27 protein-coding genes are annotated in these 26,042 nt (G+C 52.1%); 17 read left to right on the top strand and 10 right to left on the bottom strand.

Annotation, left to right across the window (positions count from 1 at the left end; genetic code table 11):
• Positions 1-51 precede the first annotated feature (51 nt).
• The 6 genes from Q9292_RS08435 (at position 52) to Q9292_RS08410 (ending at position 7,371) form a co-directional block, all read left to right on the top strand.
• Positions 52-576, top strand: coding sequence for a sigma-70 family RNA polymerase sigma factor (locus tag Q9292_RS08435; protein ID WP_275356135.1), 525 nt, complete (start codon positions 52-54; stop codon positions 574-576).
• A complete protein-coding gene (locus Q9292_RS08430) occupies positions 566-1,543 on the top strand; it encodes a FecR domain-containing protein (protein WP_313986787.1) in 978 nt (325 codons plus the stop codon). Before Q9292_RS08435 ends, Q9292_RS08430 begins: the two co-directional genes overlap by 11 nt.
• A gap of 159 nt (positions 1,544-1,702) precedes the next feature.
• Entirely contained in the window at positions 1,703-5,254 is a 3,552-nt protein-coding gene (locus Q9292_RS08425) for a TonB-dependent receptor domain-containing protein (RefSeq protein ID WP_313986785.1), read from the top strand.
• A gap of 235 nt (positions 5,255-5,489) precedes the next feature.
• Entirely contained in the window at positions 5,490-6,128 is a 639-nt protein-coding gene (locus Q9292_RS08420) for a MotA/TolQ/ExbB proton channel family protein (RefSeq protein ID WP_313986782.1), read from the top strand.
• Between the two features lie 4 nt (positions 6,129-6,132).
• On the top strand, positions 6,133-6,546 hold the full coding sequence (locus tag Q9292_RS08415; RefSeq protein WP_194748521.1) for an ExbD/TolR family protein: 414 nt from the start codon (positions 6,133-6,135) through the stop codon (positions 6,544-6,546).
• 6 nt (positions 6,547-6,552) lie between these two features.
• Complete coding sequence (locus Q9292_RS08410; protein ID WP_313986779.1) at positions 6,553-7,371, top strand: TonB family protein; 819 nt, start codon at positions 6,553-6,555, stop codon at positions 7,369-7,371.
• A 470-nt stretch (positions 7,372-7,841) separates the two neighbouring features.
• Here Q9292_RS08410 and Q9292_RS08405 read toward each other — a convergent pair whose 3' ends face one another.
• The 4 genes from Q9292_RS08405 to Q9292_RS08390 form a co-directional block, all read right to left on the bottom strand.
• Positions 7,842-8,699 carry a DUF6279 family lipoprotein gene (locus tag Q9292_RS08405; protein WP_313986776.1) on the bottom strand — a complete coding sequence of 286 codons (858 nt, stop codon included), beginning with the start codon at positions 8,697-8,699 and terminating at the stop codon, positions 7,842-7,844.
• A gap of 163 nt (positions 8,700-8,862) precedes the next feature.
• Positions 8,863-9,387 (bottom strand): YMGG-like glycine zipper-containing protein, encoded by a 525-nt coding sequence (locus Q9292_RS08400; protein WP_313986772.1) that lies wholly within the window; start codon positions 9,385-9,387, stop codon positions 8,863-8,865.
• A gap of 9 nt (positions 9,388-9,396) precedes the next feature.
• Positions 9,397-9,834, bottom strand: coding sequence for a hypothetical protein (locus Q9292_RS08395; protein WP_313986766.1), 438 nt, complete (start codon positions 9,832-9,834; stop codon positions 9,397-9,399).
• A gap of 116 nt (positions 9,835-9,950) precedes the next feature.
• Positions 9,951-11,387, bottom strand: coding sequence for a diguanylate cyclase domain-containing protein (locus Q9292_RS08390; RefSeq protein WP_313986763.1), 1,437 nt, complete (start codon positions 11,385-11,387; stop codon positions 9,951-9,953).
• A 297-nt stretch (positions 11,388-11,684) separates the two neighbouring features.
• Between Q9292_RS08390 and Q9292_RS08385 the strand changes: the two genes are divergently transcribed.
• The 5 genes from Q9292_RS08385 to pqqA all read left to right on the top strand — a co-directional run bounded on the left by Q9292_RS08385 (position 11,685) and on the right by pqqA (position 15,853).
• Positions 11,685-12,242 (top strand): hypothetical protein, encoded by a 558-nt coding sequence (locus tag Q9292_RS08385; protein ID WP_194748510.1) that lies wholly within the window; start codon positions 11,685-11,687, stop codon positions 12,240-12,242.
• Entirely contained in the window at positions 12,242-13,300 is a 1,059-nt protein-coding gene (locus tag Q9292_RS08380; RefSeq protein ID WP_313986759.1) for an aldo/keto reductase, read from the top strand. Before Q9292_RS08385 ends, Q9292_RS08380 begins: the two co-directional genes overlap by 1 nt.
• Positions 13,301-13,326: 26 nt before the next feature.
• Positions 13,327-14,442 carry a phospholipase A gene (locus tag Q9292_RS08375; RefSeq protein WP_313986757.1) on the top strand — a complete coding sequence of 372 codons (1,116 nt, stop codon included), beginning with the start codon at positions 13,327-13,329 and terminating at the stop codon, positions 14,440-14,442.
• 43 nt (positions 14,443-14,485) lie between these two features.
• The gene (gene nhaA / locus Q9292_RS08370) at positions 14,486-15,643 is read left to right on the top strand and encodes a Na+/H+ antiporter NhaA (protein WP_313986754.1); all 1,158 of its coding nucleotides are present in this window, start codon (positions 14,486-14,488) and stop codon (positions 15,641-15,643) included.
• 138 nt (positions 15,644-15,781) lie between these two features.
• Positions 15,782-15,853: a pyrroloquinoline quinone precursor peptide PqqA gene (gene pqqA / locus Q9292_RS08365; protein ID WP_081624291.1), complete on the top strand. Its 72-nt coding sequence runs from the start codon at positions 15,782-15,784 to the stop codon at positions 15,851-15,853.
• A gap of 117 nt (positions 15,854-15,970) precedes the next feature.
• Here pqqA and Q9292_RS08360 read toward each other — a convergent pair whose 3' ends face one another.
• Complete coding sequence (locus tag Q9292_RS08360) at positions 15,971-16,174, bottom strand: hypothetical protein (protein WP_313986752.1); 204 nt, start codon at positions 16,172-16,174, stop codon at positions 15,971-15,973.
• Between the two features lie 297 nt (positions 16,175-16,471).
• On the opposite strand from Q9292_RS08360, the gene Q9292_RS08355 reads away from it, so the two are divergent.
• A complete protein-coding gene (locus tag Q9292_RS08355) occupies positions 16,472-16,708 on the top strand; it encodes a DUF2171 domain-containing protein (protein ID WP_194748505.1) in 237 nt (78 codons plus the stop codon).
• A 201-nt stretch (positions 16,709-16,909) separates the two neighbouring features.
• Here Q9292_RS08355 and Q9292_RS08350 read toward each other — a convergent pair whose 3' ends face one another.
• A complete protein-coding gene (locus Q9292_RS08350) occupies positions 16,910-17,377 on the bottom strand; it encodes a PA2169 family four-helix-bundle protein (RefSeq protein WP_194748504.1) in 468 nt (155 codons plus the stop codon).
• Between the two features lie 282 nt (positions 17,378-17,659).
• Between Q9292_RS08350 and Q9292_RS08345 the strand changes: the two genes are divergently transcribed.
• The gene (locus Q9292_RS08345; RefSeq protein ID WP_313986749.1) at positions 17,660-18,265 is read left to right on the top strand and encodes a Yip1 family protein; all 606 of its coding nucleotides are present in this window, start codon (positions 17,660-17,662) and stop codon (positions 18,263-18,265) included.
• On the opposite strand, the gene Q9292_RS08340 is transcribed toward Q9292_RS08345, so the two are convergent.
• The 3 genes from Q9292_RS08340 to Q9292_RS08330 all read right to left on the bottom strand — a co-directional run bounded on the left by Q9292_RS08340 (position 18,252) and on the right by Q9292_RS08330 (position 21,810).
• Positions 18,252-18,953 carry a response regulator transcription factor gene (locus tag Q9292_RS08340; RefSeq protein WP_313986747.1) on the bottom strand — a complete coding sequence of 234 codons (702 nt, stop codon included), beginning with the start codon at positions 18,951-18,953 and terminating at the stop codon, positions 18,252-18,254. The two genes, Q9292_RS08345 and Q9292_RS08340, sit on opposite strands and share 14 nt — an antisense overlap.
• Positions 18,954-19,045: 92 nt before the next feature.
• Positions 19,046-20,458 carry a sorbosone dehydrogenase family protein gene (locus Q9292_RS08335; RefSeq protein ID WP_313986745.1) on the bottom strand — a complete coding sequence of 471 codons (1,413 nt, stop codon included), beginning with the start codon at positions 20,456-20,458 and terminating at the stop codon, positions 19,046-19,048.
• A gap of 74 nt (positions 20,459-20,532) precedes the next feature.
• On the bottom strand, positions 20,533-21,810 hold the full coding sequence (locus tag Q9292_RS08330) for a cyclopropane-fatty-acyl-phospholipid synthase family protein (protein ID WP_313986742.1): 1,278 nt from the start codon (positions 21,808-21,810) through the stop codon (positions 20,533-20,535).
• A gap of 456 nt (positions 21,811-22,266) precedes the next feature.
• Between Q9292_RS08330 and Q9292_RS08325 the strand changes: the two genes are divergently transcribed.
• Positions 22,267-22,851 carry a cytochrome c gene (locus Q9292_RS08325; protein ID WP_313986976.1) on the top strand — a complete coding sequence of 195 codons (585 nt, stop codon included), beginning with the start codon at positions 22,267-22,269 and terminating at the stop codon, positions 22,849-22,851.
• Between the two features lie 116 nt (positions 22,852-22,967).
• Positions 22,968-23,270, top strand: a complete 303-nt coding sequence (locus tag Q9292_RS08320) for a hypothetical protein (protein ID WP_313986739.1) — start codon at positions 22,968-22,970, stop codon at positions 23,268-23,270.
• A gap of 159 nt (positions 23,271-23,429) precedes the next feature.
• Here the strand turns inward: Q9292_RS08320 and Q9292_RS08315 are convergent, their stop codons facing one another.
• Positions 23,430-23,738 (bottom strand): BON domain-containing protein, encoded by a 309-nt coding sequence (locus Q9292_RS08315; protein ID WP_194748498.1) that lies wholly within the window; start codon positions 23,736-23,738, stop codon positions 23,430-23,432.
• A gap of 161 nt (positions 23,739-23,899) precedes the next feature.
• Between Q9292_RS08315 and Q9292_RS08310 the strand changes: the two genes are divergently transcribed.
• Positions 23,900-24,691, top strand: coding sequence for an alpha/beta fold hydrolase (locus tag Q9292_RS08310; RefSeq protein WP_313986736.1), 792 nt, complete (start codon positions 23,900-23,902; stop codon positions 24,689-24,691).
• Between the two features lie 418 nt (positions 24,692-25,109).
• The gene (locus Q9292_RS08305; protein ID WP_313986733.1) at positions 25,110-25,976 is read left to right on the top strand and encodes a mechanosensitive ion channel family protein; all 867 of its coding nucleotides are present in this window, start codon (positions 25,110-25,112) and stop codon (positions 25,974-25,976) included.
• Positions 25,977-26,042: the final 66 nt, after the last annotated feature.

The raw sequence follows: 26,042 nt of genomic DNA, 5'->3' as shown, positions 1-26,042 counted from the left end.
CTGGCATTAATATTGCCACTCATAGACCTAAACACCGATAAGAGAGTTGCCATGTCCAGTCAGTTATCCAACCCGCAAGGCTTGATTCGAGGGCTCTACCTTGAGCACCATGCCTGGTTGCGCGCCTGGATACAAAAGCGTCTGGGTTGCCCCAACTGGGCGGCAGACCTCACGCAAGACACCTTTGTCAATCTGTTGCTCAAACACGAGCTGCCGGTATTAAACGAGCCACGTGCCTATCTGAGCCGGGTTGCACATGGCCTGATGGTAGACCATGTGCGCCGCCGGGATCTTGAGCGCGCCTACCTCGAAGCACTGGCCTACATGGCTCCGGCTGAAGTCGGCTCGCCAGAAACGCGCGCCATCATGCTCGAGCTGCTGGTGCGGCTCGATATCATGCTCGATGGCTTGCCGCACAAAACCCGCACCGCGTTTTTGCTGGCCCAGCTTGAAGGTGCCAGCTATCCGCAAATTTCCGAGCGTCTGGGCGTCTCCGTACGCACCGTAGGCAGTTATGTTTCTACCGCCATGCTGCAATGCATGACGCTGTTGCAAGAGCCTCCGCATGCGGCCTGAACTCGCACAACAAGTCACCCCGGCTATGCAGCAAGCCAGCGACTGGTATGCGCGTTGGCTCTCAGGCGAGATGGATGAAAAAGCCAAACGTGCCTGGCAAACCTGGCTAGAAGCCGATGAAGAACACAGCCGTGCCTGGCAACAAATTGAACGCGTGCAGCTTTACTTTGGCAAAGTGCCCGGTGCGCTGGCACTCGCCACGCTGCAGGCTCCGCCTTCGGCCGAACGCAGACGCCTGCTCAAGCAGCTGATTCTGCTGCTCATGGTCAGCGGCAGTGGCTACTATGCCTACCGCGAACAACCCTGGCGTGGCATGCTGGCCGACATCAGCACTGAGGTCGGCGAACGCCGCCAGTTAACGCTCGAAGATGGCACGCTGGTGCACCTCAATACCCACTCTGCCATTAACGTGGTCTATAGCAATACTGACCGGATTGTTGAGCTGGTGTGTGGTGAAATCCTGGTTGAAACTGCCCACGAAAACCTGCGCATTTACCGCCCATTCAGCGTGGTGACCAAGCAAGGCATGGCCACTGCGCTGGGCACGCGCTTTAGCGTGCGCCAGTGGCAACAGCAGCAACGCGACTACACCAAAGTGAGTGTCTTTGATGGCATGGTCGATGTGCGTGCACTTGGCCGCAAGCAATCCCCGGTGCGCGTCAACGCCCGTGAGTCTGTGGTCTTCTCCGCCAATCAGGTCTATGCCAAAACCAAACTCAAAGCCACCGAAATGGCTTGGGTCAATGGCCTCATCGTGGTCTACGCCATGCGCCTGCAAGACTTTGCCGCCGAGCTCTCACGCTACCAGTCCGGCGTGTTGCGCTGCGACCCGGCCGTGGCCGACTTGCAAATCTCCGGCTCGTTCCCGCTCAACGATATCCCCGCCATTTTGCAAACCCTGGAGCAAACCCTGCCCGTCAAAGTCGAGCGTTTCACACGCTTCTGGACCACCCTCAGTCCTGCTTAGCCCGCAATGCCGTCGTGGAGGAGCGCTTCACAACGTTTTTTCTCAAGCGATCTTTGCAGGTTTTTTTTAAAAAACGCAATTTTATCTTCCGGTTTTTATTTCTCGTTCGGCATAGCAGTAATCACACAGATTATGCGTATGCAGAAAGTGCTTACCCACATGAAAAATAAAACCGCATCAGGATACACAACACCCCATTGGCTCGCGCTTGGCCTGAGCCTGGTGCTCTCTGCCTGGCAGGCACAGGCAGAAACACTCAATGTGAGCCTGCCTAAAAAGAGCTATCAAATCCCGGCCGGGGACTTAAGCGACACCTTGCCCGACTACGCCGCCGAATCCGGCATCCTGCTCGGCTTTGACCCCATCCTCACCCAGGGCAAACGCAGCCCCGCGCTCAAAGGCCAATACGGCGTGCAAGAAGGCTTTGAAGCTTTGCTCAAAGACAGCGGCCTAGAAGTCGTGCAAGACAAATCCGGCCGCTATCAACTCCGCCGCGCTGCACCCAAAGCCAAACCGATCCCCGGCGCACCAGAAAAAGAAGATAAAGCACTCAAGCTGGAAGGCATTGAGGTTCGCGCTAAACGCTTTTACGAAGTTGGGCCTTTGCCTGGCCTTGGTCTGACGAAAGAGGAAATTCCCGGCAACGTACAAAGTCTTTCCGCCAAGGAAATTAAAGAGGCGCATTCTCTAAGTATCACCGACCTCATGAACCGCAAGCTTCAGTCAGTGACGGTAAATGACTACCAAGGTAACCCGTTCCAGATGGATGTGCAATATCGTGGTTTTACGGCAGGACCGCAAATTGGCACGCCGCAGGGATTGAGTGTTTTCTTGGATGGCATTCGAATGAATGAACCATTTGGTGATGTTGTTAACTGGGACATGATGCCAATGAATGCTTTGGCGAGTGTTGACGTATTCCCAGGATCCAACCCTATTTTTGGATTGAATACTCTGGGAGGTGCTTTTGCCCTCAAAACCAAGGATGGGTTTAATAACGCTGGTGTGGATGCAGATGTGCTTACTGGTTCTTTTGGGCGTAAACAATTACAGCTTGAAGGTGGTTGGAATAATGGCACGGTTGGTTTGTTCGCGGCTGGTAATTTCTTCCTTGAAGACGGATGGCGTACGAACTCTCCAAGTAAGGTGAATCAGCTATTCACCAAGGCCAGTTATCGTGGTGACAAATTAGATCTCAATTTGAGCACTCTACTTGTACAAACTGATTTAGTGGGTAACGGCTTGGTTCCAAGCGAAATGTACGAACGGGATAGAAATGGCGTATTTACTTCTCCGGACAAGACTAAGAACAAGCTGCAACAATTTCAGTTGAGTGGCAGTTATTTTGTCAATGATAGCTTTTCTATTACAGGTCAGGTTTACCGGAGAAATAGTAAACGACATCAGAAAGGTTCTGATGTCATGACAAATTGGGATGAGGAGTTAACAGCTAAGCGTCTACCAAGACCAGCTGATCCTGCAAATGGTACGCCTGCTGAGGAATTTACCTGTACATTTACCACGACCACGAGCAGTAATCGGTATGGACTTCCCGATTACCTTGTCATTCCTATTAACGTTACTCAAGGTCAGACTCTGGATTCGTCCGATTTTTTTACTGATGTGCTTAGTAACTTTCCCGGTGCTGGCGGTACTCCTGGTACTGTAGATTTTCGAACTAACCCTAATTATGCAAATAATCTAAATGCCGCTATAACTAACCCTGGTCTTGTAGATACGTATCGGTACAACTTCAATTTGTACAGTAACTTTACCGAGCAACAGTTTTATAACAGAGATGCGCCACCACCGCCACCCAATACAGGTGCAATTGATCCAGATGCAAATGATGTTTCTTTTCGAGGAAATTTCGATACCTTATTTCAAACCTTTGATAGTCAAGGTTCAGGTGTTATCTATGATGATCAAAGTTACTTTTATACATCTTCCGGCGGTGACGTTATTAAAAACTATGTCATTTTGCTACCAGCTACTAACGAGTCTCAATGCTTGTCATTAAGGCCGCCATCGTCATCAGGATATGAGATTACTCAGAATGGTAATCCTGTTTATATTGATGGAGCTGGGCTGGGACAGCCTGGCTATGTTCAGGGAACGCCTACCGCGCTCCTGACTGATAACCAAATTGATCAAATCGTAGATGGTGCTTCCATTCAATTTAACTGGAATCTGGAGCATCACAAGTTCATGGTGGGCGCAGCGATTGATGCCGCCAGTGCTGACTATACCAACTCACAACGCTTGGGATTTTTTGATTCGGAGAGAAATGGCTATCTTGATCCAGCACAAGCACATCCACAATTTGTCGGCGCGTTTGTGCCTATCGAAAATAATAATTTCACAGGTACGAATACGACCAAGAGTATTTACTTTTCTGAAACTTGGACACCAGTAGATGACTGGCACTTCAACGTCTCAGCTCGATACAACGAAACAAATACTAAAAATAAAATTGCGGCACGCCGAGGATTGTTTGCTTATGAGATAGGAGATGTGATTGCCATACCAAGTGAGTTTGCTGTGTGCCCCAATGGCGATTGTTCGAATGTGCCTCTGAACTTCAGGCTCCCAAGTTTATACAATCAACTAGACTCTGCCGAAACGGAAAAATTTAGCTATTACTCACTGAATCCCTCCTTAGGAGCAACCTGGCAGGCCAAAGAAAACCTCAATCTATACGCTAATGTTGCGCAAGGGACACGAACGCCAAGCGTGATTGAACTCGGTTGCGCATTGGATCATACACCTACCGGAAAGTTTGCAACTGATGGGCAAGGGGGCTTTTACGAGATTCCAAAAAGTATTTTGGAAAATCGTCAATGTACGTTGCCCACAACACTATCCGGCGACCCTTATCTTCCTCAAATTAAAGCCACTACTTACGACATAGGCATGCGTGGCACCATTGGCGAGAGCATGCGTTGGAACTTGGGTGCGTACCAAACTGACTTGAAAAATGACATCTATTTTGTTGCTGTCGGTAATGGGCAAGGTTTCTTTGACACGATTGGCAAAACCCGCCGTCGTGGGATAGAGGCTAGATTATCTGGCAAAGAAGGTCGGCTCGGTTTTGGTCTTAACTACAGCTTGACAGATGCAACCTTCGAGGACGATTTTCTAATGATCAGCAATGATAACAGTAGCTCATTTTATGTTCCTGCGATTGGTCGTGGCGTCATCAGGGTCAAGCCTGGTGATCGGATTCCGGGCACGGCATTGCACAACTTGAATGCGAATTTAACGTATGACTTGACAGATAAATGGGTGGTGGGCCTAACCGCCGTTATGCACTCTGACAGCTATGCGCGAGGCAATGAGAATAATGAGCATAAAAAAGGAGTGACTATGTACAGGACCGTTGCAACAGGTGTGGGCAGTTCTGTAGAGGTTCCTCGGCAACAAACAAACAATTCAGGAACTCTGGCTGGTTATGCCACATTCAATTTCCAAACCAGTTACAAAATCAATAAAGAGTGGACCGCGACGATGATCGTCAACAATATTTTTGATAAGGAATATTTCAGTGCGGGTCGCTTAGGACGTAATCCATTCTCGCCAAGTATTTTGGGTGCAATTGGCCCTGATGGCTATAACCACAACTCTAGTGATTGGTTAAGCACTAACTTTGTTGCACCAGGTGCGCCTCGTGGTGTTTGGTTTAGTCTCAACTGGCATTTCGTCCCTGATTAACCACTCAATTTAGTAGATTTAATGGCCTTTAGGTAAAGTTATGTTAACGACGTCAGGCTTTTTGCGTTGCCAGCGATTAAACAAGTAAGAGGGTGTAAATGTGAAAAATTCCCGTTGTGTGTATGGAATTTTCCCGATTGGTTTTTGCGATAGTAATTTTGGGTTGCGCTTGGCCTTGATCCGGTAATTTGCATTTGAGCAGTTTTTATTGATAAGTCTATTTTTGGAGCGAGCTGTGGATTTGGTGCCTGATATTGTTGATCTCGTGTTGTATTTGCTGGGTGCGCTCTCGGTGCTGGTGTGGTCCATCATCATCGTCAAAAGCTGGGTGTGGTTCAAGTTGCGCAGTGAGTCCAACAGTTTTTTGTCTGAGTGGCAGCAGGTGAAAACCATTTATGAGTTGCCGCGCATTATTTCGCACAGTAACAGCAGCTTTGCGCGGTTGTGTGATGCGGGGATGCGGGCGATGAATGAGGTAATGGCGAATTCGGTGTTGCGCCGCAACGAGCGCCAGGAGGTGATTTTGCTCTCGCTCAAGCAACAGGCTTATCTGGAGCAAAAACGCATGGATGGCGGCGTGGCGGTGTTGGCTAGCATTGGTTCTACCGCCCCGTTTATCGGCTTGTTTGGCACAGTGTGGGGCATTATGAATGCGCTCAAGACGATCACAGCGACGGGCTCTGCCGGGTTGGATGTGGTGGCCGGGCCGATTGGTGAGGCGCTGATTGCGACGGCGATTGGCATTGCCACGGCGGTGCCTGCGGTGTTGGCCTACAACTATTTTATGCGCAAGCAAAAAGTGCACAGGGCCGATATGGAGCAAGTGGCGAGCCGTTTTCAGTCCTTGCTGACACAATCTGGCGTAGAGGGTTAATGCCATGGCGATGTTTAGTGATGGTGAGAGCGAAGATTTGGTCAGCGAAATCAATGTGACGCCGCTGGTCGATGTGATGCTGGTGTTGCTGACGGTGTTTATTGTGACGGCGCCATTGCTGATGAACGCGGTGAAGGTCAAATTGCCGCAGGCCAGTGCCGAGGTGGCGGTGACTGTGCCTAAAACCGCACACATTAGCGTGACCGATGCCGGGGAGGTGTTTCTGGACCAGCAAAACATGCCGCTAGACACCTTGACCAAAGAGCTGGGCGTACTCAAGCAGAAGCATGACCCGGCGGTGGAGATTTATGCCGATGAGCATGCGCAGTATGGCGTGGTGGCCAAAGTGCTGGCCGCGATTCAGCGCGCGGGTATCAGCAAGTTCAGTTTTGTGATGTCGCCTGAGTCACGAAAGTAACGCGCCATGACCACCCTGATTTATCCTCAAGCTCAGCATGACTCACTGCTTTGGCGGGCCGTTGTGCTTTCGCTGGGGTTGCATCTGGTCGTGGTGTTGCTGTATCCAACATTGAGCCAGATTCAGTTGCCTGCCATCCCCGAGCGCATGGAAATTGAGTTTTTTTCGACCAAAGCGCCTGCCCCAGCTGTGCAACAGGTGTCACCACCCGTGGAGACGCCCAAGCCTGCTGAGCCACCCAAGGCTGAACCCAAGCCGATGGTAAAGCCTGTGACGCCTGTAGAGACGCCCAAGCCGGTATTGGCAGCGCCCAGCAGCCATGACCCAGATTACCGCGTGCAAGAGCAGCCTGTACAGCCGCCCGCCAAGGTTGAGCCAAGCCCGGCGCCGCCTGCGCCCAGCAATACGGCCGAGAGTGCGCCACATGCGACAAACTCAAGTACTGAAAACACCGCCAAAGATGCCAAGCCCAGCGCTGCCGCTGTCACCACCGCTGCTGCATCAACCGAGTCTGATGAGCTCAGTGCGAGTGATAGTGATGCTTGGGGGGATTATGGCGAACAACTGCGCTCACTGGTGAATAAAAGCAAACAATATCCGGCCATTGCCATCCGCCGTCACCTCGAAGGCGAGGCCACTGTGGTCGCGCAGTTTGTGCGCGGTGAGTTGGTCAATGTGACGGTTGCTGATAGCAGTAAACATGTCCCCCTCGATGAAGAAGCCTTGCGCATGGTGAAAAAGGCCATTGCGCAACTCGGTGTCAAAGACAGCCTGAAAAAGAAGAGCTTCAAAATAACAATACCGGTCTCTTTCAAGCTGGAATAACGCGCGGTTTCATGAAGTCAGGCATGCTCAGAAAGTTTATCCCTCACTTTCGCTAACAGGTATGTCTGCTCTCCAACCCCTGTGCCTGCCACTTTCCTCCGGTGGGTACAGGGTCTTTTTTTAAGTGAATATTGAGAGGAATCAATGGTGATCAATCATGGTAGCGCTGGTGACCGTTTAATGAAATAAACATAAGCTTTGGGAGAAGCATAGTGATATCAAACACAATTAAAACAATGTTGCTGGTGATGGTGCTATTGATCAGCCCGCATGCCCAAGCCAAGCTACAAACATTTGAAGAGGTTTTTAAGGGGGCTTTGCCTTCGGTTAAAAACTCGGAGGTTGGTTTTTATGACGAGGTGACTTCGCTGCTGAGCGGGGATGCGAGATTAAAAAGTACACGGTACTTTTACTTTGTACGCTACCGAAGACCATTGATCTTAAGTCTATCCGCTTTAAATTACTCAAAATCATTTGCTCTGCAACTGGGTAAATTGCATCTTGTAATCCTCCACCCATTGCTGCGCATGATGGCGTTGTTTGGCGGTTGTACTGGCATGTAGGCTCGCGATGGTTTCACAGGTTTGCTGCGTGACTTTATCAATATGAGTTTGGTAAGCCGGATTCGGGCTGTTTTGCATACGTTCAAACCCTGCGCGGACCAGTTGCGATTTTTCTTCGTTTGACGAGGCGGGATTTCTTAATGCCTTGAGGATAGTCAACGCATCTTCGTCGCGCCGCAAAATTTCGGCATAGATGATAGCCGGATCAATGTCACTCTTGGCAATGGCTTGTTTTAAAAGGGTTATTTGTTTTTCGTTCAAGTCGCCATAGACTTTTTCAGCAAAATCCGTGGATTTCTCTAACCTCACTTCTCGCTGTTCTTCTAACGTTTCCTGCCACCATTCCTCTTTCCATTCCTGGTTGCGTTTTTCCAGCTTTTTCTCGAAATGCTGCAGTTGTTTATCACTTAGCGTGTCGGCGACGTCAACGATGATAGGGATGACTTTTGTTTGTAGCATCTGCACATTTGATTTGATGGATTCAATGCGCTGGCAGGCCGTTTGTGCGCTCACATCATGGCTGAGGTCATCATGTATTTCATCCAGCAAAGACACATACCGCGGTAACTCATTTTTACGATGCCAGGCATGCAAGTCCCGCAGGGCGGGTTTGAGTTTGGCTTTTTGCGCTGCACTAAAATCAAAATAATCATCCAGCCGCCATGCGATGAGTGCCGGTGCGTTGTTGTAAGCGGTCTTGACCAGGCTACAACTCATGAGTGAAAGAGCGAGGGTGAGGATTAAAATTTTTTTGATGATTCGCATGTTTCTACGACCAGGATTGCCGGACTAAGTTTGCGATACTGGCTACTTGTATTAGCACTGTTTTCAGTGCTAATACAAAGGCGCTTTCGGCCTGCCCCTCTCGTGCTCGGTCTGGCAAGGGAGTGAGGCGCATCAGGCAGCACGCCACTGCCTGATGGCTGGACTAACGTTGATAACCCGGAGGAGGTGGGGGCGGTGGATAATAGGTTGGAACACTTGCTGATGAGGCGCGCTGGCTGCCTTGTGAATAGGTCCTTGCCATGCTGGCAGGCACCGGGATTTTATGTCCAGCTGCATACATGCATTGATAGTAGGCATTGTCGTATTTGTCTTGGGCGTTCATGCCACTGACGGTCGCTGTATTGGCGCCGATGGCTCCACCAGACAGCGCACCCATGCCAGCACCAATCGCTGCGCCTTCGCCGCCACCAGTTGCAGCGCCAATGGCTGCCCCTATGGCAGTACCTACAGCGGTCGTGGTAGCGAGACTGGCGTTATATTGCTGGTTAACGGTCTTGCCGCCAATTTGCGTCAGCGCAAAATCCCGGCAAGACAGGTCATCTGCCCTGAAGGCGTTGAAGTCTTTGCTGGTGCCTGGCAGGGCCATGCTGCTGGGGCCTGTGGGGTTAGTCGCGCAGGCAGTCAGGCTCAGCATAAGTAGCAAGGTCATGTGCCTATTGAGATGCATGACAGTCTCCTATTTGGCTGGTGTGTTTGTTGGCGGCGTCGGTGTGACTTGTTTCCAGCCGGCGGGACACTCTTTAACATAGGGGTAATAGCCGTTAGCAGCCTCGCAGTAATACCAGTAGGCATTATTGTTGCTGGTGCTGGTGGCTGGTGCTGTGCTGTTGCCTGGGGCTGCATTCGTGGCATTGTTACTGTCCTGCTCGATATATACCTGTGACTGCGGCTGGGTAATCACCACGGGCGGTGGACTGTACACATACGGGTAAGGGTAGGCGTAGGGTGCGTAGGCATAAGGAAAAAACGGGTAAGGGGCGCCAAAATACAGACCAACGCCACCATGCCAGCCGCGGCCAGGCGGATGTGCGTATGCAAGTTGGCTAGCGAGGGCGCAGCAGACGCCCAGGCTAAGGTAAATCATCTTTTTGAGTGTGGATGTTAGCGGTTGCATAAGCCCTCCAGAAAACGTTATGTACATAACAATTCTGACAGAAGGACTTGCAAAACCCTCCCGATGAGCGGGCTTGGTTTTGTAACGGAGTGTATCTTTAAAGCACCTGAGCGGGGCTATTGACGGTGCGGATGGTACACAACGCAGGTATTTTTGCCGGACTCCTTGGCTTCGTACATTGCCTGATCTGCGTGACGAATCAACGTATCGACTGTGCAACCATGGTCGGGGAAGATGGCGATACCGATACTGATGGAGACAGACGCAGCATAGCCATTGAGTGGGATGGGTTCTTTCACCACTTGCAGGATTTTGTGGGCGTGCAACAGCATGTCTTCGCTATTGCTGATATTGATCGCTAGAATGGCGAACTCATCCCCGGCGAAACGGGCGAAGGTATCCGCTTGTCGCGACATTTTCTGGATACGACTGGCAATCTCAATCAGTAGCTGGTCGCCTGCCAGGTGGCCATGGAGGTCATTCACTGCTTTGAAGCCATCCAGATCCATAAAAAACAGCGCAAATTTTTTCTGTTCACGCTGACTGCTGTAAATGGCCTGCTGTAAGCGATCCAGAAACAGTCGACGGTTGGGCAGGCCGGTCAGGTTATCGGTATGTGCCTGCTGCCAGATGGATTGTTCAAGCAATTTCGATTGCGAGATATCGGTATGCGTGCCTATCATGCGCTTGGGGGTGTCTTCGGCGGTGCGTTCCACCACCATGCCGCGAGAGAGTACCCATTTGTAATCGCCATTTTTGCAGCGAATCCGATATTCGATTTTGTACTCAGGCTGTTGGCCATAGAGGTAGGCATTGAGAGAGTTTGTGAAGCGTTCCTGATCTTCTTCGTGAATCAACGCACGCAGTGTCTCTAGTTGCGGGAGCAGCGGCTCACTTTGGTAGCCCAGCATTTTTCGCCAGTTGGGGCCAAAAAAGTAATGCCCAGTGATGAGGTCATAATCCCAAACCCCATCGCCGACGGCATCCATGGCTTGTTTCCACAGCTCCTGACTTTTGGCTTGCTGTTCATAAATTACTTGTAACTGCTTGCTCAGTTCCGTACGCTGAACGATCTCTCTGCGCAACTCCATCAGTTTCATCGCCTGGTTCGCCAGGATGGTCAACAAAGTGAGTTCGGCCTCGCTAAAGTGGCGAGGTACATGGTCCATCACGCAAAAAGTGCCGATGGCATAGCCTTGGTCATTAATCAGCGGTATTCCGGCATAGGCACGAATATGCGGCGCCTGAATGACAAGCGGATTATTCTTGAACAATGCATCCTGCAGTGTGTCTTCAATCACCAGCCGTGTTTTTTGTTCCACCGTCAGTTGGCAAAAGACATCTTCACGCGGGGCTTCGCAGAGATCTAGTCCTTTGGCAGATTTGAACCATAAGCGGTCCTCTGCCATCACTGTCACGCTTGCAATCGGTGTTGAGAAAAAGGTCGAGGCCAGGGCGACTAACTGATCAAAATCAGCTTCGGGCGCAGTGTCAAGGATATGATAGCTTTCAACTGCCGCCAGACGTTCTAGCTCTTTATTATGGTTTAACAAGTGAACGGTACTCCATCAAAGCAGACATTAAGTTGGTCACACACTTGGTAAGTTGGTTCTTAAAGTAATCATACGCTAATTAATCTTAATAGATTTGCTGATAAGCTTAACCTTTTTTATTTTGTTTGGTAAATGTTATCTCGATAATTTATCGTTGTTGGAGAGGCTTGTTTGTGATGACAAGCTGTCAGATTTATGTCATTAAATGCCGCAAGGGTAAACTCTGCATGCTTAGAGGTAGGCAGTTGCGGGTCAACACGGTATGCTAATACCTGTCCCGTGATAGGTTAAATCCGCATGCAACCGCAATCCATACAGCAAATCAATCTTTCTTATGACCAGCATCAAGACCGCCTGCTCATGCGTGCGGCGGTGAGTGACGAACAGGAAATCCAGGTCTGGATTACCTACCGCGTGGCAAGGCAGATTTTCAAGGTATTTAATCAGGAGGCGCATTTGCCGGTGTCTGGTCCGTTGCCCTTGTCTGAGCAAAGCCTGCCGGAAGCCACCCAGCAGTTTGTACAAGAGGCGGAAGCAGTAGAGGCGCTGGATGATCTTGACTTTGAGACGGCTTATCAGGCGCCCAAAAGTGTGGTCACCGAGCAAACCCTGCTGGCGGTGGAAACACGTTTTGTCTCGGTCAACGATCAACTTAATCATGTGCAACTGGTGTGCGCCAATGGCATTAACGTGAACATCAATGTGAACCATGAGCTGGTGCTGGCGATCAGTCGCATGTTGCTGTTGGCCAGCAAAGAGGCAGGCTGGACACTGCCATCCGCGCCAGCCAAGGAACCTCAGTCCGTTTCGAGTATCGTAATGGACATCCCGGTAGAAAAACAGGTATTACATTGATGGATCAAATCACGCTGGGAGACAGCGGTATTCGCGTCTCCAGAATCACCTTGGGCACCATGACGTATGGTGATCAGAACACCCAACAGGATGCAGAACACCAGCTGGATTATGCGCTGGCACAAGGCATTAATTTTATTGATACGGCAGAAATGTACCCGGTGCCGCCCCGTGCAGAAACGGTGACGCGTACCGAAACCATGCTGGGGCACTGGATCAAGAAGCAGTCTCGCGACCGGTTTGTGCTGGCCAGCAAGGTGGCTGGACCCCGCCGCGGCATGCACTGGATCCGCGGTGGCCCGAGTGGCATGGACCGTGCCAATATCCGCCAGGCGGTGCATGACAGTTTGCAGCGATTGCAAACCGATTACCTGGATGTCCTCTATCTGCACTGGCCCGAGCGCAATGTGCCCATGTTTGGCCAATATCAATTTGACCCGCATGCGGAACTGGATGCAGAAGGTCAGGCGATCAACTGGGTACCTATCCAGACCCAGCTTGAAGTGCTGGATGAGTTGGTCAAAGAAGGCAAAATCCGTGCAATCGGTCTTAGTAACGAGCAACCGTGGGGGTTGATGGAGTTTTTGCGTATTGCGCGCGAGCAGGGCTTGCCGCGCATTGCCGTGCTGCAAAATTGCTATAACCTCATGAACCGTGGTATGGAGTTTGGCATGACCGAAGTGCTTTACCGGGAAGGGGTCGCGCTGGCGGCCTACTCGCCCTTGGCCTTTGGGCACCTCACGGCCAAGTATGTCGATGATCCGGCCACGCCCGGCCGCGTGACTTTGTTTGAGGGCTATGCCAAGCGCTATAAAAAGCCCGCGGTGCCGGCGGCGGCCAAAGCCTATGCCGAGTTGGCCCGTAGCCATGGCCTGACGCCGGTACAGCTGGCCTTGAGTTTTGTCTATCACCGCTGGTTTGTTGGCACCACCATTATCGGCGCGACCAGCCTGGCACAGTTACAAGAAAATGTGGCGGCTTATCAGGTCCACCTGAGCGCAGAGGTGCTGGCGGCCATCGAGCAACAACATCTCGTCATGATGAATCCAGCCCCTTAAGTTGGGCGCAATAGAAGGGAATCCATATGCTATTTTTTCGCAGACTGCGCAGCCAGTGGCGACATGAGCGGCTGTTGAATGCGCTACTGGTGAGTGGCCTGCTGCTGGCAGGTCAAGCACAGGCAGCCCTGGTGAACGACATGCAATCCGCTTTGCGTACTTGCCAAACCGAGTTTGCAGACGATGCTGGCCGGCGACTGGTGTGCTTTGATAAAGTGGCCGAGCAATTCGCGCCCAGCCATGTGGTGGCGCCTATCTTGGCGCCCAGCCAGGAAGCACTGGTCAAAAGCGTGAGTGCTGACACCGGCTACCTGTCACGCAAATGGCATTTGAATAGCCAGGATGAGTTGCATTTTACCGACCTTGAAACGCACCAGCTCAATTACATTGTCACCAGCTATTCGAGCAACCCTAACGAGGTCCCGGTTTCGCCGTCACGCCCCAACACGCAAAACCGTGACCTCGGACACAACGACCTGCATTTTCAGATCAGCCTGAAAACCCAGCTGATGAATATGTCAGACTGGCTGCCCAAAAATCAGTGGGTGCAGAGCGCGCGCTTATGGGGCGCTTATACCCAGCAATCGTTCTGGCAGGTTTACAACGAGGCACAATCTCGGCCCATGCGCGATCATAACTATTCGCCCGAGCTGATTTTGTCGCTGGGGCTCAACAAGCCGGCAGAGGGGGGGCTGTGGACCGCCATGCCTAATATGCTCAATCTGGGCCTAGTGCATGAGTCGAATGGCCGCTCACAACCGTTATCGCGCAGCTGGAACCGGTTCTACCTGCAAGGGGGTTGGCAATTGAATGAACAATATAGCCTGCTGGTCAGGCCATGGTGGCGCATCCCTGAGAACAAGTCAGACGATGACAACCCGGATATCAGCAAGTATATGGGCTATGGCGATGTGACCTTGCACTGGGACAATGAACCCCACACCCTGGCCGCCAGCGTGACTTTGCGTAACAACATGCGCAGTGACAACAAGGGCTATATCCGCACCGATCTGCAATACAAGCCGTTTAAAAACGAGAGCGTGAAGTTTTATGCCATGCTGGCCAGTGGCTATGGCGTCTCGCTCCTGGACTACAACCAGGCACAAAACATGTTTGGCATCGGCTTTGCCATTGGCGAATAGCTCGCCGCAGCTGACGGTCAAATCCAATCAGGGTTATTGAATTATGTTACTGATCACCAAAACCTTTCAACGCTTTTTAGACTCGGAGCAGGCCAGCAGTGTCTTGCTGATGCTGGCTACCGTGCTGGCACTGCTGATCGCCAATAGTGTGTTTGCCAGCCACTATCATGCGTTCTGGCATCTGCACGGCTTGGGGCTCAGCCTGGAAGAGTGGGTGAATGATGGCTTGATGGCCGTGTTCTTCCTGCTAATTGGCTTGGAGCTCAAGCGCGAGTTATACGTAGGCGAACTTTCCAGCGTCAACAACGCGCTGTTACCGACGATTGCCGCCCTGGGCGGCATGATTGCCCCTGCCTTGATCTTTTGGCAGATGAATCATGGCACGGCTTACCAGTCCGGCGTTGGTATCCCGATGGCCACCGATATTGCATTTGCCCTGGGTGTGCTCTCCATTTTAGGCAACCGTGTGCCGGCGCCTTTGAAAGTCTTTTTAGTGGCTTTTGCCGTCATTGACGATCTTGGCGCAGCCATCATGATCGCCGTGTTTTATACCGCCTCAATCTCGCTCCCGCACTTGCTGGCCGCGCTCACTGTGCTTGCCTTGCTGTTTGCGCTCAATCGCTTGCGTGTGCTGTCTATGCTGCCATACCTGCTCGGCGGGGCCTTTATGTGGTGGCTGACCCTGAAATCAGGCGTGCATGCGACGTTGGCGGGGATTGCGCTGGCGTTTGCCATTCCCTTTCAGCAGCTGGCCGAAGACGAGGATTCGCTTTCGCAACGGCTGGAGCATGCCTTGCACTTGCCCGTTGCGTTCTTCATTCTGCCGGTTTTTGCCTTTGCCAATACCGGTGTTCATTTGGCAGCGGACAGTGTGCAATCGGTGTTTACGCATAGCAACAGCCTGGGCATTATGGCTGGGTTGATTGTGGGCAAGCCGGTCGGCATTATGCTGGCAGTGTGGCTTTCAGTGGTTTTCGGGCTGTGCAAGTTACATCCGCCCTTGCGCTGGGCGCACATTCTGGGCGCTGGCATGTTGGGTGGTATCGGTTTTACCATGTCCATTTTTATTACCAACCTGGCTTTTGACGGCATGGACGAGGCAATCAATCTTTCAAAAATGGCGATTTTGACCGGTTCGCTGCTGTCTGGACTCCTTGGCTGGGGATGGCTGAAGTGGTCGCTGAGTCGCAGTCCGCGCTGATTTTTGGCAGCAGGTGGTTCTCAGTAAAATCATGAGCTGTTTTTAAGCCAGCTACGCAAGTGCTTTCTTGCCCTGCGGCGTATAGTGATCCTTAACGAGATGCCCGTTGCCTCTCTTAATCACTCAAGGAGATTTATTATGTGGACTAAACCAGCAGCGACTGAAATGCGTTTTGGCTTTGAAGTCACCATGTATGTCATGAACAAATAATTCTGACCAAGGTTTTATTGCAAAACACCCGGTGTTAACCGGGTGTTTTGTTTTGGGCCGACGTTTTGTTGTGGTCAGGTTAAAAAGCAACGCGCAATACAACCGCTATTGCGGCGGTTAAATCTCTATGGATTTTGTGACGCTATCGCCTTCAGACAGAAGGGTCAGTTTCGTCAAGTCCCAGTCAGGCTGTTCTGCTGCCAGGCGGCTACGGCCAAGTCGGTAGGCTTCTTCTACACTCAGCGCCAATACATTGGTTTCCCAGACGCGCTCACTGGCATCGGGTGCGCCTTGCCAGGCGCTGATATAAAAAATGGCCATACTCACTCCTTGATTAACATGCCACAGACCACAGGCCGTCTGCATGCGGTTGAGACACATAGAACGTGTCAGTAAGAATATCAGCAAAGTATCGCGCTGCCCGGTCAGACGCTCGTGCGATTTTACCTGTGACTTTCGCTGTGGTGTCCCCTGGCCCATGCCCGCTGACCAGCGTTATCGGGGCTCACAATTCTTACAGCAAACTCAGTCTTGCCGCGATAGTGAGGGGAACCCTCGCCAGCCACACTCTCCGCTTAAGGTCACTGCATGAACCATCACCGTTGAGAGGAGACAGACATGATAGATGCCCGTGAAATTAAACCCGATATGCCCGTCACCACCGCCCAGTCCGAGCATGTCGCTGTGGTTGATCATATGGTCAGCGACGACCTGATCAAACTTAAACAAGACACGTCTGGCGTGCATCACTTTATCCCGGTGAGCTGGGTGATTTCGACTGAGGGCGGTATCGTGAAAATTAACCGGACGCTGGCGCAGGTGACCACAGACTGGGCCACTGAGGCATCATCCTGAGTTTGCCCTGCATCAAGGCTTAGGCGATGTGCACACGTGGACGGCGCTTGCCTGGACTTGCCCGTGAGCTCAATGTGTTGGACGTGAAACATCGCTAAAAATCCGCTTCTAAGCCGCGCACACAGCCAAAACAAAAACCTGCGGTAAGCAGGTCTTCGCTATCAGGGTGCGCCAGTGCAGGGTGTGACTTTCTGGCCTGGTTTAAGAATGCGCATCGGCCTCTGCCTGCGCGGCATCCCGCAATTTCTTCACCTCGTCATGATTGCGTTTTGCGCCTTCGAGCTGACGAACAACCACAGTACGGATATGGGTTGGCAAATCCATTTCAGCGGCTTCTTGGTAAGCCTTCAGCGCCACATCCTCGCCACGTTCGGTTTCATTAAGCACCGACAGCGTATTGTTGCTGGTGAGGGCTGTTTTAAGATCTATCCAGTGTCTGTGCAGCGCGCCGCCCAAGCTGGTTGAGGCGGCGGGTTCGCCCCCCTGCGAGCGCACCAGCCCTTGCAACTCTTGTACGCTGGCCGCCACCTCTTGCGAGCGCCGCATGAAAAAAGCCTTGAGTTGGGGATGATCTACATTCTCAGCCGATGCGCGAAAACCTTCTTCGCCATCGCGGGACACCTCAATCAAATCGTTCAGGGTAGCAATGAAATCGTCTCTGTCTGTCATGTCTCAGTCTCCAAAAGCGTTTGTTGATGGTGAGAAGATCTGAGTATGCGACAGCACAGCCTGGCCCCCCATCGGATGAATGCGCAAGCTGGTGTAAGAATGGCTATCTATAGGCCCGCTTATCTGGGCAGATAGGCCCATTTCTCCCACCAGGCCACGCCAAGGGGCTGCTTATGTTTCCGTCGGCCAACGTAAATTCTGACAGTCAGATCAGCCTGTTGCGGGTATGGATGCGGCTGTCCTGCTTGCATAATGGCGCATCGTTCTTTACAGGAGATGATGATGAATCCCATCCGTTTATTCGACTATGTGACACCGCGTAGTGAGCAGCCCAAGGTGCTCGCGATGCCCAAACCCGGTGTCACGCAGTTGCTGATATTTTATATATTGCCACTGTCCTTGATCCCTTGTATCACGATGTACTTGCGGCTGGATCATCAGGTGCCCAAATTGTTTTTTGACCAATTACCAGGTAACCGCTTGCTGATGGTGAGCGTCGAGTTGTTGTTTCTGCAATTGCTGCTGGTGCTGGTGATGGCATGGATTACACAGCATCTGGCGCAGATGGTGGGTGTGAAGCCGGGCTTCCGGGATGCGCTGTTGTTAATCACGCTGGCGACAATACCGCTGTGGCTCACTTCGTTGTTTTACCTGGTCCCCAGCCTGAGCGTTAATGTGCTGGTGCATGGGGTGGCGGCACTGATTGCCATTGCGCTGGTGTACCGCGGTGTGCGCTATGTGTTTGGCATCCGTGAACGCGGGGCAATGTTCTCGCTCACCTTGGCCATCGTCTGCACCGCCGGGCTGGGTTTTGGCGTGATTCTGATCGGCTCGTTGATTTCGTGGGAAACCATTGAACAACTCCAATTTGCCGTCAAAAAACTTTAGCCAGGCTGCCGGTGTTATTTGAATCCGTCTGGTCAGGGTTCTGCCGGGTCTGACGGCTCAACGTGGTCGGGGCCGGGATCAGGCCATGCGTCAGCGCATAGCGGATCAACGCCGCATTATTGGTCACCCCCATTTTGCGCAAGATTTTGGCGCGGAAGACACTGACAGAGCCCGGCGCGATGGCAAGCTCGTCTGCCACGGCATTGACCGGTTGGCCTTTGATCAGCTTGAACAAGACCTGTAACTCCCGCAACGATAACTGCTCATGCCGCATGGGTTGTGACTCCGTCAACAGTTGGCGGTGGCGCGGCATCAGGCAGGATTTTCCGCATGCAATGCTGCGGATGGCTGGTATCACCTGCGAACTTTGCGTGGTGTAAGGCAGATAGCCCTGACAGCCCAGACGGATGAAATGAATCATGCGGTCAGGCCGCTCACTGCCATTAATCACCAGAATCGGCAGCCCCGGTGCGGCATGTTTGAGATCGCACAAAACTTCAAGACCATTTTGGTTGGGGGCCGAAATGTCCAGAATAATCGCATCCAGCGGTTGCTGATGGATCAGGCGAATCGCTTCGCGCACCGTCGGCACTTCGTAAAGCAGCTGCAGGCGCAGGTCATTTTGTAACAGGGTGTGTAATGCGTGATGGCTCAGGGCATGACCATAAACCAGTAATAATTTTTTCATGGCGGTCTCGTCTCGTTTCTGTGTGATCAAAACCGGCACGCGAATACCGGGGCTTAAAACGCCTTCCAGTTATTTTTTAATGTTTTTAATTTTTAATCTTGTGCGGCTACGGTCGCATGCACACCGCTGGTTGCTTCCCTATTCTCAGAGGCGTTCGAGTCGGTATGTCGGGCAGTTTTATGGCTGCCTTTGACATTCCAGATCACATTGCCGACATCATCTGCCACCAGCAACTGCCCTTTTTTATCAACAATCACACCGACGGGACGCCCCCGGGCTTGTCCGTCTGCATTTAAAAACTCGGTCAGTACGTCAATGGGTTGCCCAGCGGGCTTGCCTGCTTCAAATGGCACAAAAATGACTTTATAGCCGTTGTAAGGCTGACGGTTCCAGGAGCCGTGCTGGCCGACAAACATGCCGTTTTGAAATTGCTCGGGCAGCTGATTGCCTTTGGCCGGGAATAGGCCCAGTGAAGCCGTGTGTGTGCCCAGTGCATAATCAGGAGGGATCGCTGTGGCAACCAGATCTGGGCGGGGCGGTTGTACCCGCTCATCTACATGTTGGCCGTAGTAGCTGTAGGGCCAGCCATAAAAGCCATTCTGTTTGACCGAGGTCATGTAATCCGGCACCAGGTCACTGCCGAGTTCGTCTCGCTCATTGACCACGACCCATAAGTCGCCAGTATGCGGTTCCCATACCATGCCATTCGGATTGCGCAAGCCGGAAGCATAGATGTGATGCTGGCCAGAGACTGCATCGACCTCCCAAATAGCCGCCCGCTCTTTTTCTTCGTCCATGCCGTTTTCACCGACATTGCTGTTGGAGCCGACGCTAACATAGAGTTTGCTGCCATCTGGCGCGGGCAAAATATTTTTGGTCCAATGATGATTGCGTTCTGCGGGCAGGTCGGTGACTTTGGTGGGGGCGGCGGTAATTTCAGTCTGGCCTGGCTGGTAAGGGAATTTGATCAAGGCATCAGCGTTGGCCACATAAAAGGTGTCCCCAATCAGGGCCATGCCAAACGGCGAATGCAGGTCTTTGATAAAGACATGTCGTTCTTCTGCCACGCCATCGCCGTCATTGTCGCGCAGCAGCATGATGCGGTTCATGCTCTCAGCCCCTGCGCCGCCGTCTTTCATAAACAGGCTGGCAATCCAGCTTTTGAGGCTGAACCCTTCTTTGTTAGGTGGGTGATTGGTTTCTGCCACCAGAATATCGCCATTAGGCAACTCATACAGCCAGCGCGGGTGATGCAGGTCGCTGGCAAACGCGACCACATGGGTGCCTGGCGCAGAGGCTGGTTTTTCACCTTGCGGCCAGCCAACCGCTTTTGCCACATGGACGGTGGGAAGCCAGCTGGCATGATAGGAGGACAGATCTGGTGCTGGCCCATAGCTGGCCGACTCAGGCAGTTGGGCCGGTGGCGAACAGGCACTCAGTCCCAGCAGGCAACCGCTGATCAGGGACAGTTGAAAACGGGGCGGACGGTCTGTGGCGGTATGCATCGTGTACTCCTCTCTATCATCTGTTTCTGGTCTTTGCCAGACTGGTTTTCATGGCATGGCCTGCCAGATGGCAGCTAGCGCCGGGTCGCCACAATCTGGTGAATGCCGGTGAGTCCCTGTTCAAACTGGATCAGGCTGGACATCAGATACAGTCGCCACGCACGGTAACTGCGTTCGCCCAGGGTGCGGGTGATGTCCTGGTGTTGCGACGTCAGTCCACTCAGCCAGTGGCGCAGGGTCTGAACAAAATGCTGGCGCAGTCCCTCAATGTTAAACACCTCAAACTGGGCGGCATCCATACACTGCAACAGCTGTGGAAAGGTGGCCAGCTTGCCTTGCGGGAACAACTGCTGATTCACCAGCGTATGGGTTGGGTCCTCTGGCTGCCAGGCTGCGCGCTCGTTGGTCATGCCATGGCTCAAAAACAAGCCGCCCGGTGTCAGCGCGGCATGGACTGTATTCAAGAACGCAGTCAAATGCGGCTCACCTACGTGTTCGGCGACCCCGATACACACGGCTTTGTCGTACTGGCCTTGTGCCGCCACAGCGCGATAGTCGCCAGGGATCAGTGTCACCAGATGGGTGAGTTGTTCGCTTTGGATCAGCTGGCTGGCATAGGCATATTGGGCAGGGTTCTGGATATAAGCATGCACAAAGACCCCGTAATGCTTGGCGGCCCAGCAGGCCAGTCCGCCCCAGCCGCCACTAAGGTCGAGCAAATGGTCACCGTGTTGCAAACGCAGCTTCAGGCAAATCAGTTCCAGCTGGTTTTGTTGCGCCTGCCCGAGCTCACGCGTTTGGCCACAAAAATAGGCGCAGGAATGCAGCATACGTTCATCCAGCCAATGGCGATAAAACTCAGCCGGCGCATCGTAGTTGAGTGGCAACAGCCCAGACTTTGGTGCGGCGCCGTGGCTAGGTGGTAATGGTGCCAGGGCACGTAATGCACGCGCGAGTGTGGTGGCCAAGGGGACAGGCAGAGACTGGAAGTATTCCAGGCATTGCAGTGCGGCGTGAAAGTCGCCCACGACCTGGATGTGACCGTCTATATACGCAGTCATCCAGGGGACGGGGTTGGTCAACAAGTGAGGATCACGTACCAGTTCTGCAGACAGTGACAGCGTAAATACCGGTGATTGCTCGCCCACATAAATCAACTGGTCATTCCATAAACGCAGGGCAAACGCATTTGTATAGTCTTCAAATAGCTGATTCAGCAGTAATTGGGCCTGGGTCAAGGCCTGTTGTTCTTCTTGTTGTTTGGCCTGATGCCAATGCCAGAACTGCTCCAGCGTCAGGGCATCCAGTGGGCGTGCTTCCAGAGGCAGCACATTAATAGGGCGGTTGTACATGGGTGACTCCTCACAGTTGTCCGTGTTTCCGTCAAAAAATAAAGCCCCGCTTTGACTGCTGCGTTGCGTCAAATGAAGATGTCGATGAACTTTCGCGTCGCCGCCGCAGTAAAAAAGCAGGTGGTTTGAATGTGTCTTCAGGCCTGAAGTGTAAGAAAAGCGCCCAAGCAGCCAATATAGGCACATGACTGATTGTCATGTCAGACCTGTCTGACAGTGCAGACGGGGTGTCTTTTGCCGGCGGAATCCCTCGTTCTGTCATGCTTAACTCAATACCGTGGCGCCCCTGAATGTTGCCCGTTTTCCTGTCCGACAACTCCTACAATAAATTGCGCCGTTGTGACATGGGCACTGGTTTCGCTTTTCTCCATAATCGTTTACACATTCATTTTTCCAATCACCCTTACCATTGAGGAGACCATCATGAGATTAAAAACTGGCCTGGAAAATCGTCCAATGGCTACCTTGCCTCAAGCAAGCCCGAATGCAACATTGCGTGCTAAAACAAGTCTGGCCTTGCTGGTGTTAGTCACCGGCCTGGCTGCCTGCGACAAGCAAACCACGGCTTCCGGCGATCCCTCTGCTAAAGCCGAGGCGGCTGCCAGCACTGAAACGATCAAGTTTGTCACCACCCAGGATGGCTCGCCATTGGAAATCAAGCCCGAATTGTTTGATACGCCAGCCGCCAAAGAATTTTTAGCGACAGGTAAGAACCCTTATGTGGGTAAAGAAGATGCGATTGCAGCAGGTAAAAAAATCTTCCAACTATATTCTTGCACCCAATGCCATGGCCCGGAAGCGGGTGGGCAAGTGGGCCCTGCGCTCACCGGCCCCAACTATAACTATGCCAAAGACGCCACCAATAAAGGCATGTTTGAAACCGTGTGGCATGGCACCAATGGCGGCATGGGGGCCAAAGGCAAAGGCTTGATGGACCCTTCAGACCCGAATAACGGCATCACCCCGGATGAGTTACTCAAAGTCATTGCCTGGATCCGTAGCCACGGCCAACTGACCGGCAATGAAGACGCCGCTTCGTGATAATCCTACAAATTTGAGGTCGCTAGGCTGACATACAGCCTGCCCGTGCATCCTTAGCATAGAAGCATGCCTGTCTGACCAGACAGGTTTTCTTCTTCTTTGATAAGGATGCCCCTATGAACAATCCCCTTTCTTTTTTGATCGCAGCCCTGTTGGTGGCTAGCAGTGTGCCCAGCCTGGCTGCGGATCATGTCTCTCCCGATGCCGTGCCTCCGGCGCAAAAACAAAAAAACCAGGTGCCGGATACCACCAAAAACGGTAACTATCTGGAGCCGCAGCAAGATAATAATAATCTGCCGCCCAACACCAAAGACACCGCCAGCCAGCCGCAAAATGCCCAGTCTTCCAAGCCTGGCAATATGGAAAAAAGCAAACGCTTTCAGCAGGATCCGAAACAGGGTGGCACCGACGTCAAGTAACGATCACGAGCTTAAGCCCCTTGCTGCATACTGAGTGGCGGTAGCAACAGACCAGTGAGGCCCCGAACCTATCTTCATCCATGGGTTACGCGGCATAAAAAAATGCCCCTGGCCATGGCTGGCACAGGGGCAACGGAGAGAAGATCGTAGCGTGGGGACTTACTGTGCGACCACAATATCGTCTTTCACAGCAGTCACACCTTTGACATTTTTAGCCAATTGCACTGCTTTATCTGCTTCGGCCTTAGTTTTAGCCACGCCAGATAATTGCACCAGGCCATTGCTGTCGGTTTCAACTTTGATATCGGTGGCACTCACGGCTTTGTCCTTGGCCAAGGCCGCCTTTACTTTGGCCGTGATCACGGTGTCTTCTACCTTGGTACCAATGGAGTCGCCATCCGCGGCAAAACTTGCCATCGGCAACAATAAAGCACTTACCAGCAAAATGGATTTCAATGTCGTTTTCATGTGCAGTCCTTTCAAAATCATCGAGCTCTCATTATTCAAAAAATGCGCAGGGCCAGCCATACACCGGATTCTGATCCTGCCGTAGGAGTTGACTGACGAAGTTTGTAAGTACGATAAGATAGCGCTTTAGCGCTTCACTCACCGTTGAAATCTTTTTTACCATGACTACCACTTTTCCGTTGCTACATCATCAAGTCTTGAACGCGTCCACTGAACCCAGTGGCACGCCTTTGTTATTGCTCCATGGTCTGTTTGGCTCCGCCGACAATTGGGGCAGTATTGCCAGGTATTTCGCCCAGAAGCGCTCGGTGATCAGTGTCGATTTGCGTAACCATGGCCGCTCACCGCACCATGAGTCGCAAACCTATTCCGAAATGGCGGCGGATGTGCTGGCCGTGTGTGAGCATTTGAAGCTGACGCAAGTGCATGTATTAGGCCATTCGCTGGGCGGCAAGGTGGCCATGCAGTTTGCCATGCAATGGCCGCAACGCGTGAGCAAGCTGATGGTGGTGGATATGGCCATGCGCGCTTATGCCGACGTGCACACGCCGCTCATAGACGCCATGCTGGCGGTAGACTTGCACCAGTGCGCGTCCCGCGGTGACGTGGATAAAGCGCTCGCTCCTGCTATCCCCAACCTGATGGTGCGCCAGTTCTTGCTCACCAATCTGCATAAGGTGGATGGTCGCTTGCAGTGGCGGCTCAATCTCGCGGCCCTCAAAGCCAATTATGGGCAACTGCAGTCAGCACTTTTGCCGCCAGTGGCGACTGGCCTGACGATGCCTAGTCTGTTTATTCGCGGGGAGCGGAGTGATTATGTCAATGCGCAAGACATGCACACAATTAGCCAGCACTTCACTCAAGCCCGCTTTGTCAGCCTGCCCACCGATCATTGGGTGCATGCAGAACAGCCGCAATTATTTATCCAGGCTGTCGACGCATTTTTAGCCTAGTATGCGTATGATTGTGCATCGGTAAAAACGGCGTGCCGCTTGCGATGCTGGGGACGATTAACCGCCAGAAGCGACGCCGTCTCCGCTTTTGCGCCTCCAATGACATTTAATCTATGTAGTCAGTAATCAATTGGGCATTTATGAAAATTGCTCTAAAATGCATTGGCATTAATGTATTGGAGGTTGAGTAGTGCAGTGGTGGCATGAGGTATGGGTTGTTTCGATGTTACGTGAGCCGTTATACATACGGCTTCTGGTCATATTTGCGATCACAGCAGTGCTTCATGGCGTTTCTAGCCTACTACTGCATAGACTGAAACGCGTTGCCGAATATAGCCGCAGTTATCTGGATGATGCACTTGTTTATGGTGCGAGCCGCCCGTTACCAGCGCTCATCTGGTTATTAGGGTTGGCTTACATGGCTAAGCTATATGCCAAAGCCCATCATCCTGAAGAGTGGCTGGAGATGATTTCGCTGGTGCGGGATATTGGCTTTTTGCTGGTTGTGAGTTGGTTTTTCTGGCGTACGATCAGTGAGTTTCGTCAGCAGTTCATGACCCGCGACACGCGCAGTGACAGTCAGGTTGATCAAACGACCATCGATGCACTTTGTAAGCTAGGTTATTTGTTGGTCGTGGTGATTACGCTGATCACCTTTTTGCAGACCATAGGGATAAGTATTTCTGGATTATTGGCTGCCGGGGGCATAGGCGGCATCGCCATTGGTTTTGCCGCAAAAGATATTTTGGCGAACTTTTTTGGCGGATTGACCATTTATCTTGACCGTCCGTTTAGTGTCGGCGACTGGATACGCTCGCCTGACAAGGACATTGAAGGCACCGTTGAAATGATCAGCTGGCGGCATACACGGATTCGCCGCTTCAATAAAAACCCGATTTATATCCCCAATATGTTATTTACGACCATTGCGGTTGAGAACCCCTCGCGCATGAGTCACCGCCGTATCCGTGAAACCATAGGTATTCGATATGCTGACCTTGATAAAATTGCTGGGATTGTCAGTGCAGTTCGAGACATGTTGCAACATCACCCAGAGATTGATCAGTCTCAAACCCTGATCGTGAATTTTGTCACTTTCAACAAGTCTTCATTGGATATCATGATCTATGCTTTTACCCGCACCAGGGTTTGGGAAGAGTATCACCATGTAAAACAGGACGTGTTGATCAAAGTGGGGGAAGTCATTTCGGCGCTTGGGGCTAAAGTGGCTTTTCCAACTCAAACGCTGCATTTGGCCACGCTGCCAGAACCCCAGTCGACTTAAACTGCATACCGCTTAAGAGCGCAATCCTGATGAAAATCATGAGCCGAATTCGCGTAAAACTGCGCT

It is taken from the genome of Methylophilus sp. VKM B-3414 (genome assembly GCF_032248435.1).
GTDB lineage: Bacteria > Pseudomonadota > Gammaproteobacteria > Burkholderiales > Methylophilaceae > Methylophilus > Methylophilus glucosoxydans.
This window is presented reverse-complemented; position numbering and strand designations above follow the sequence as displayed.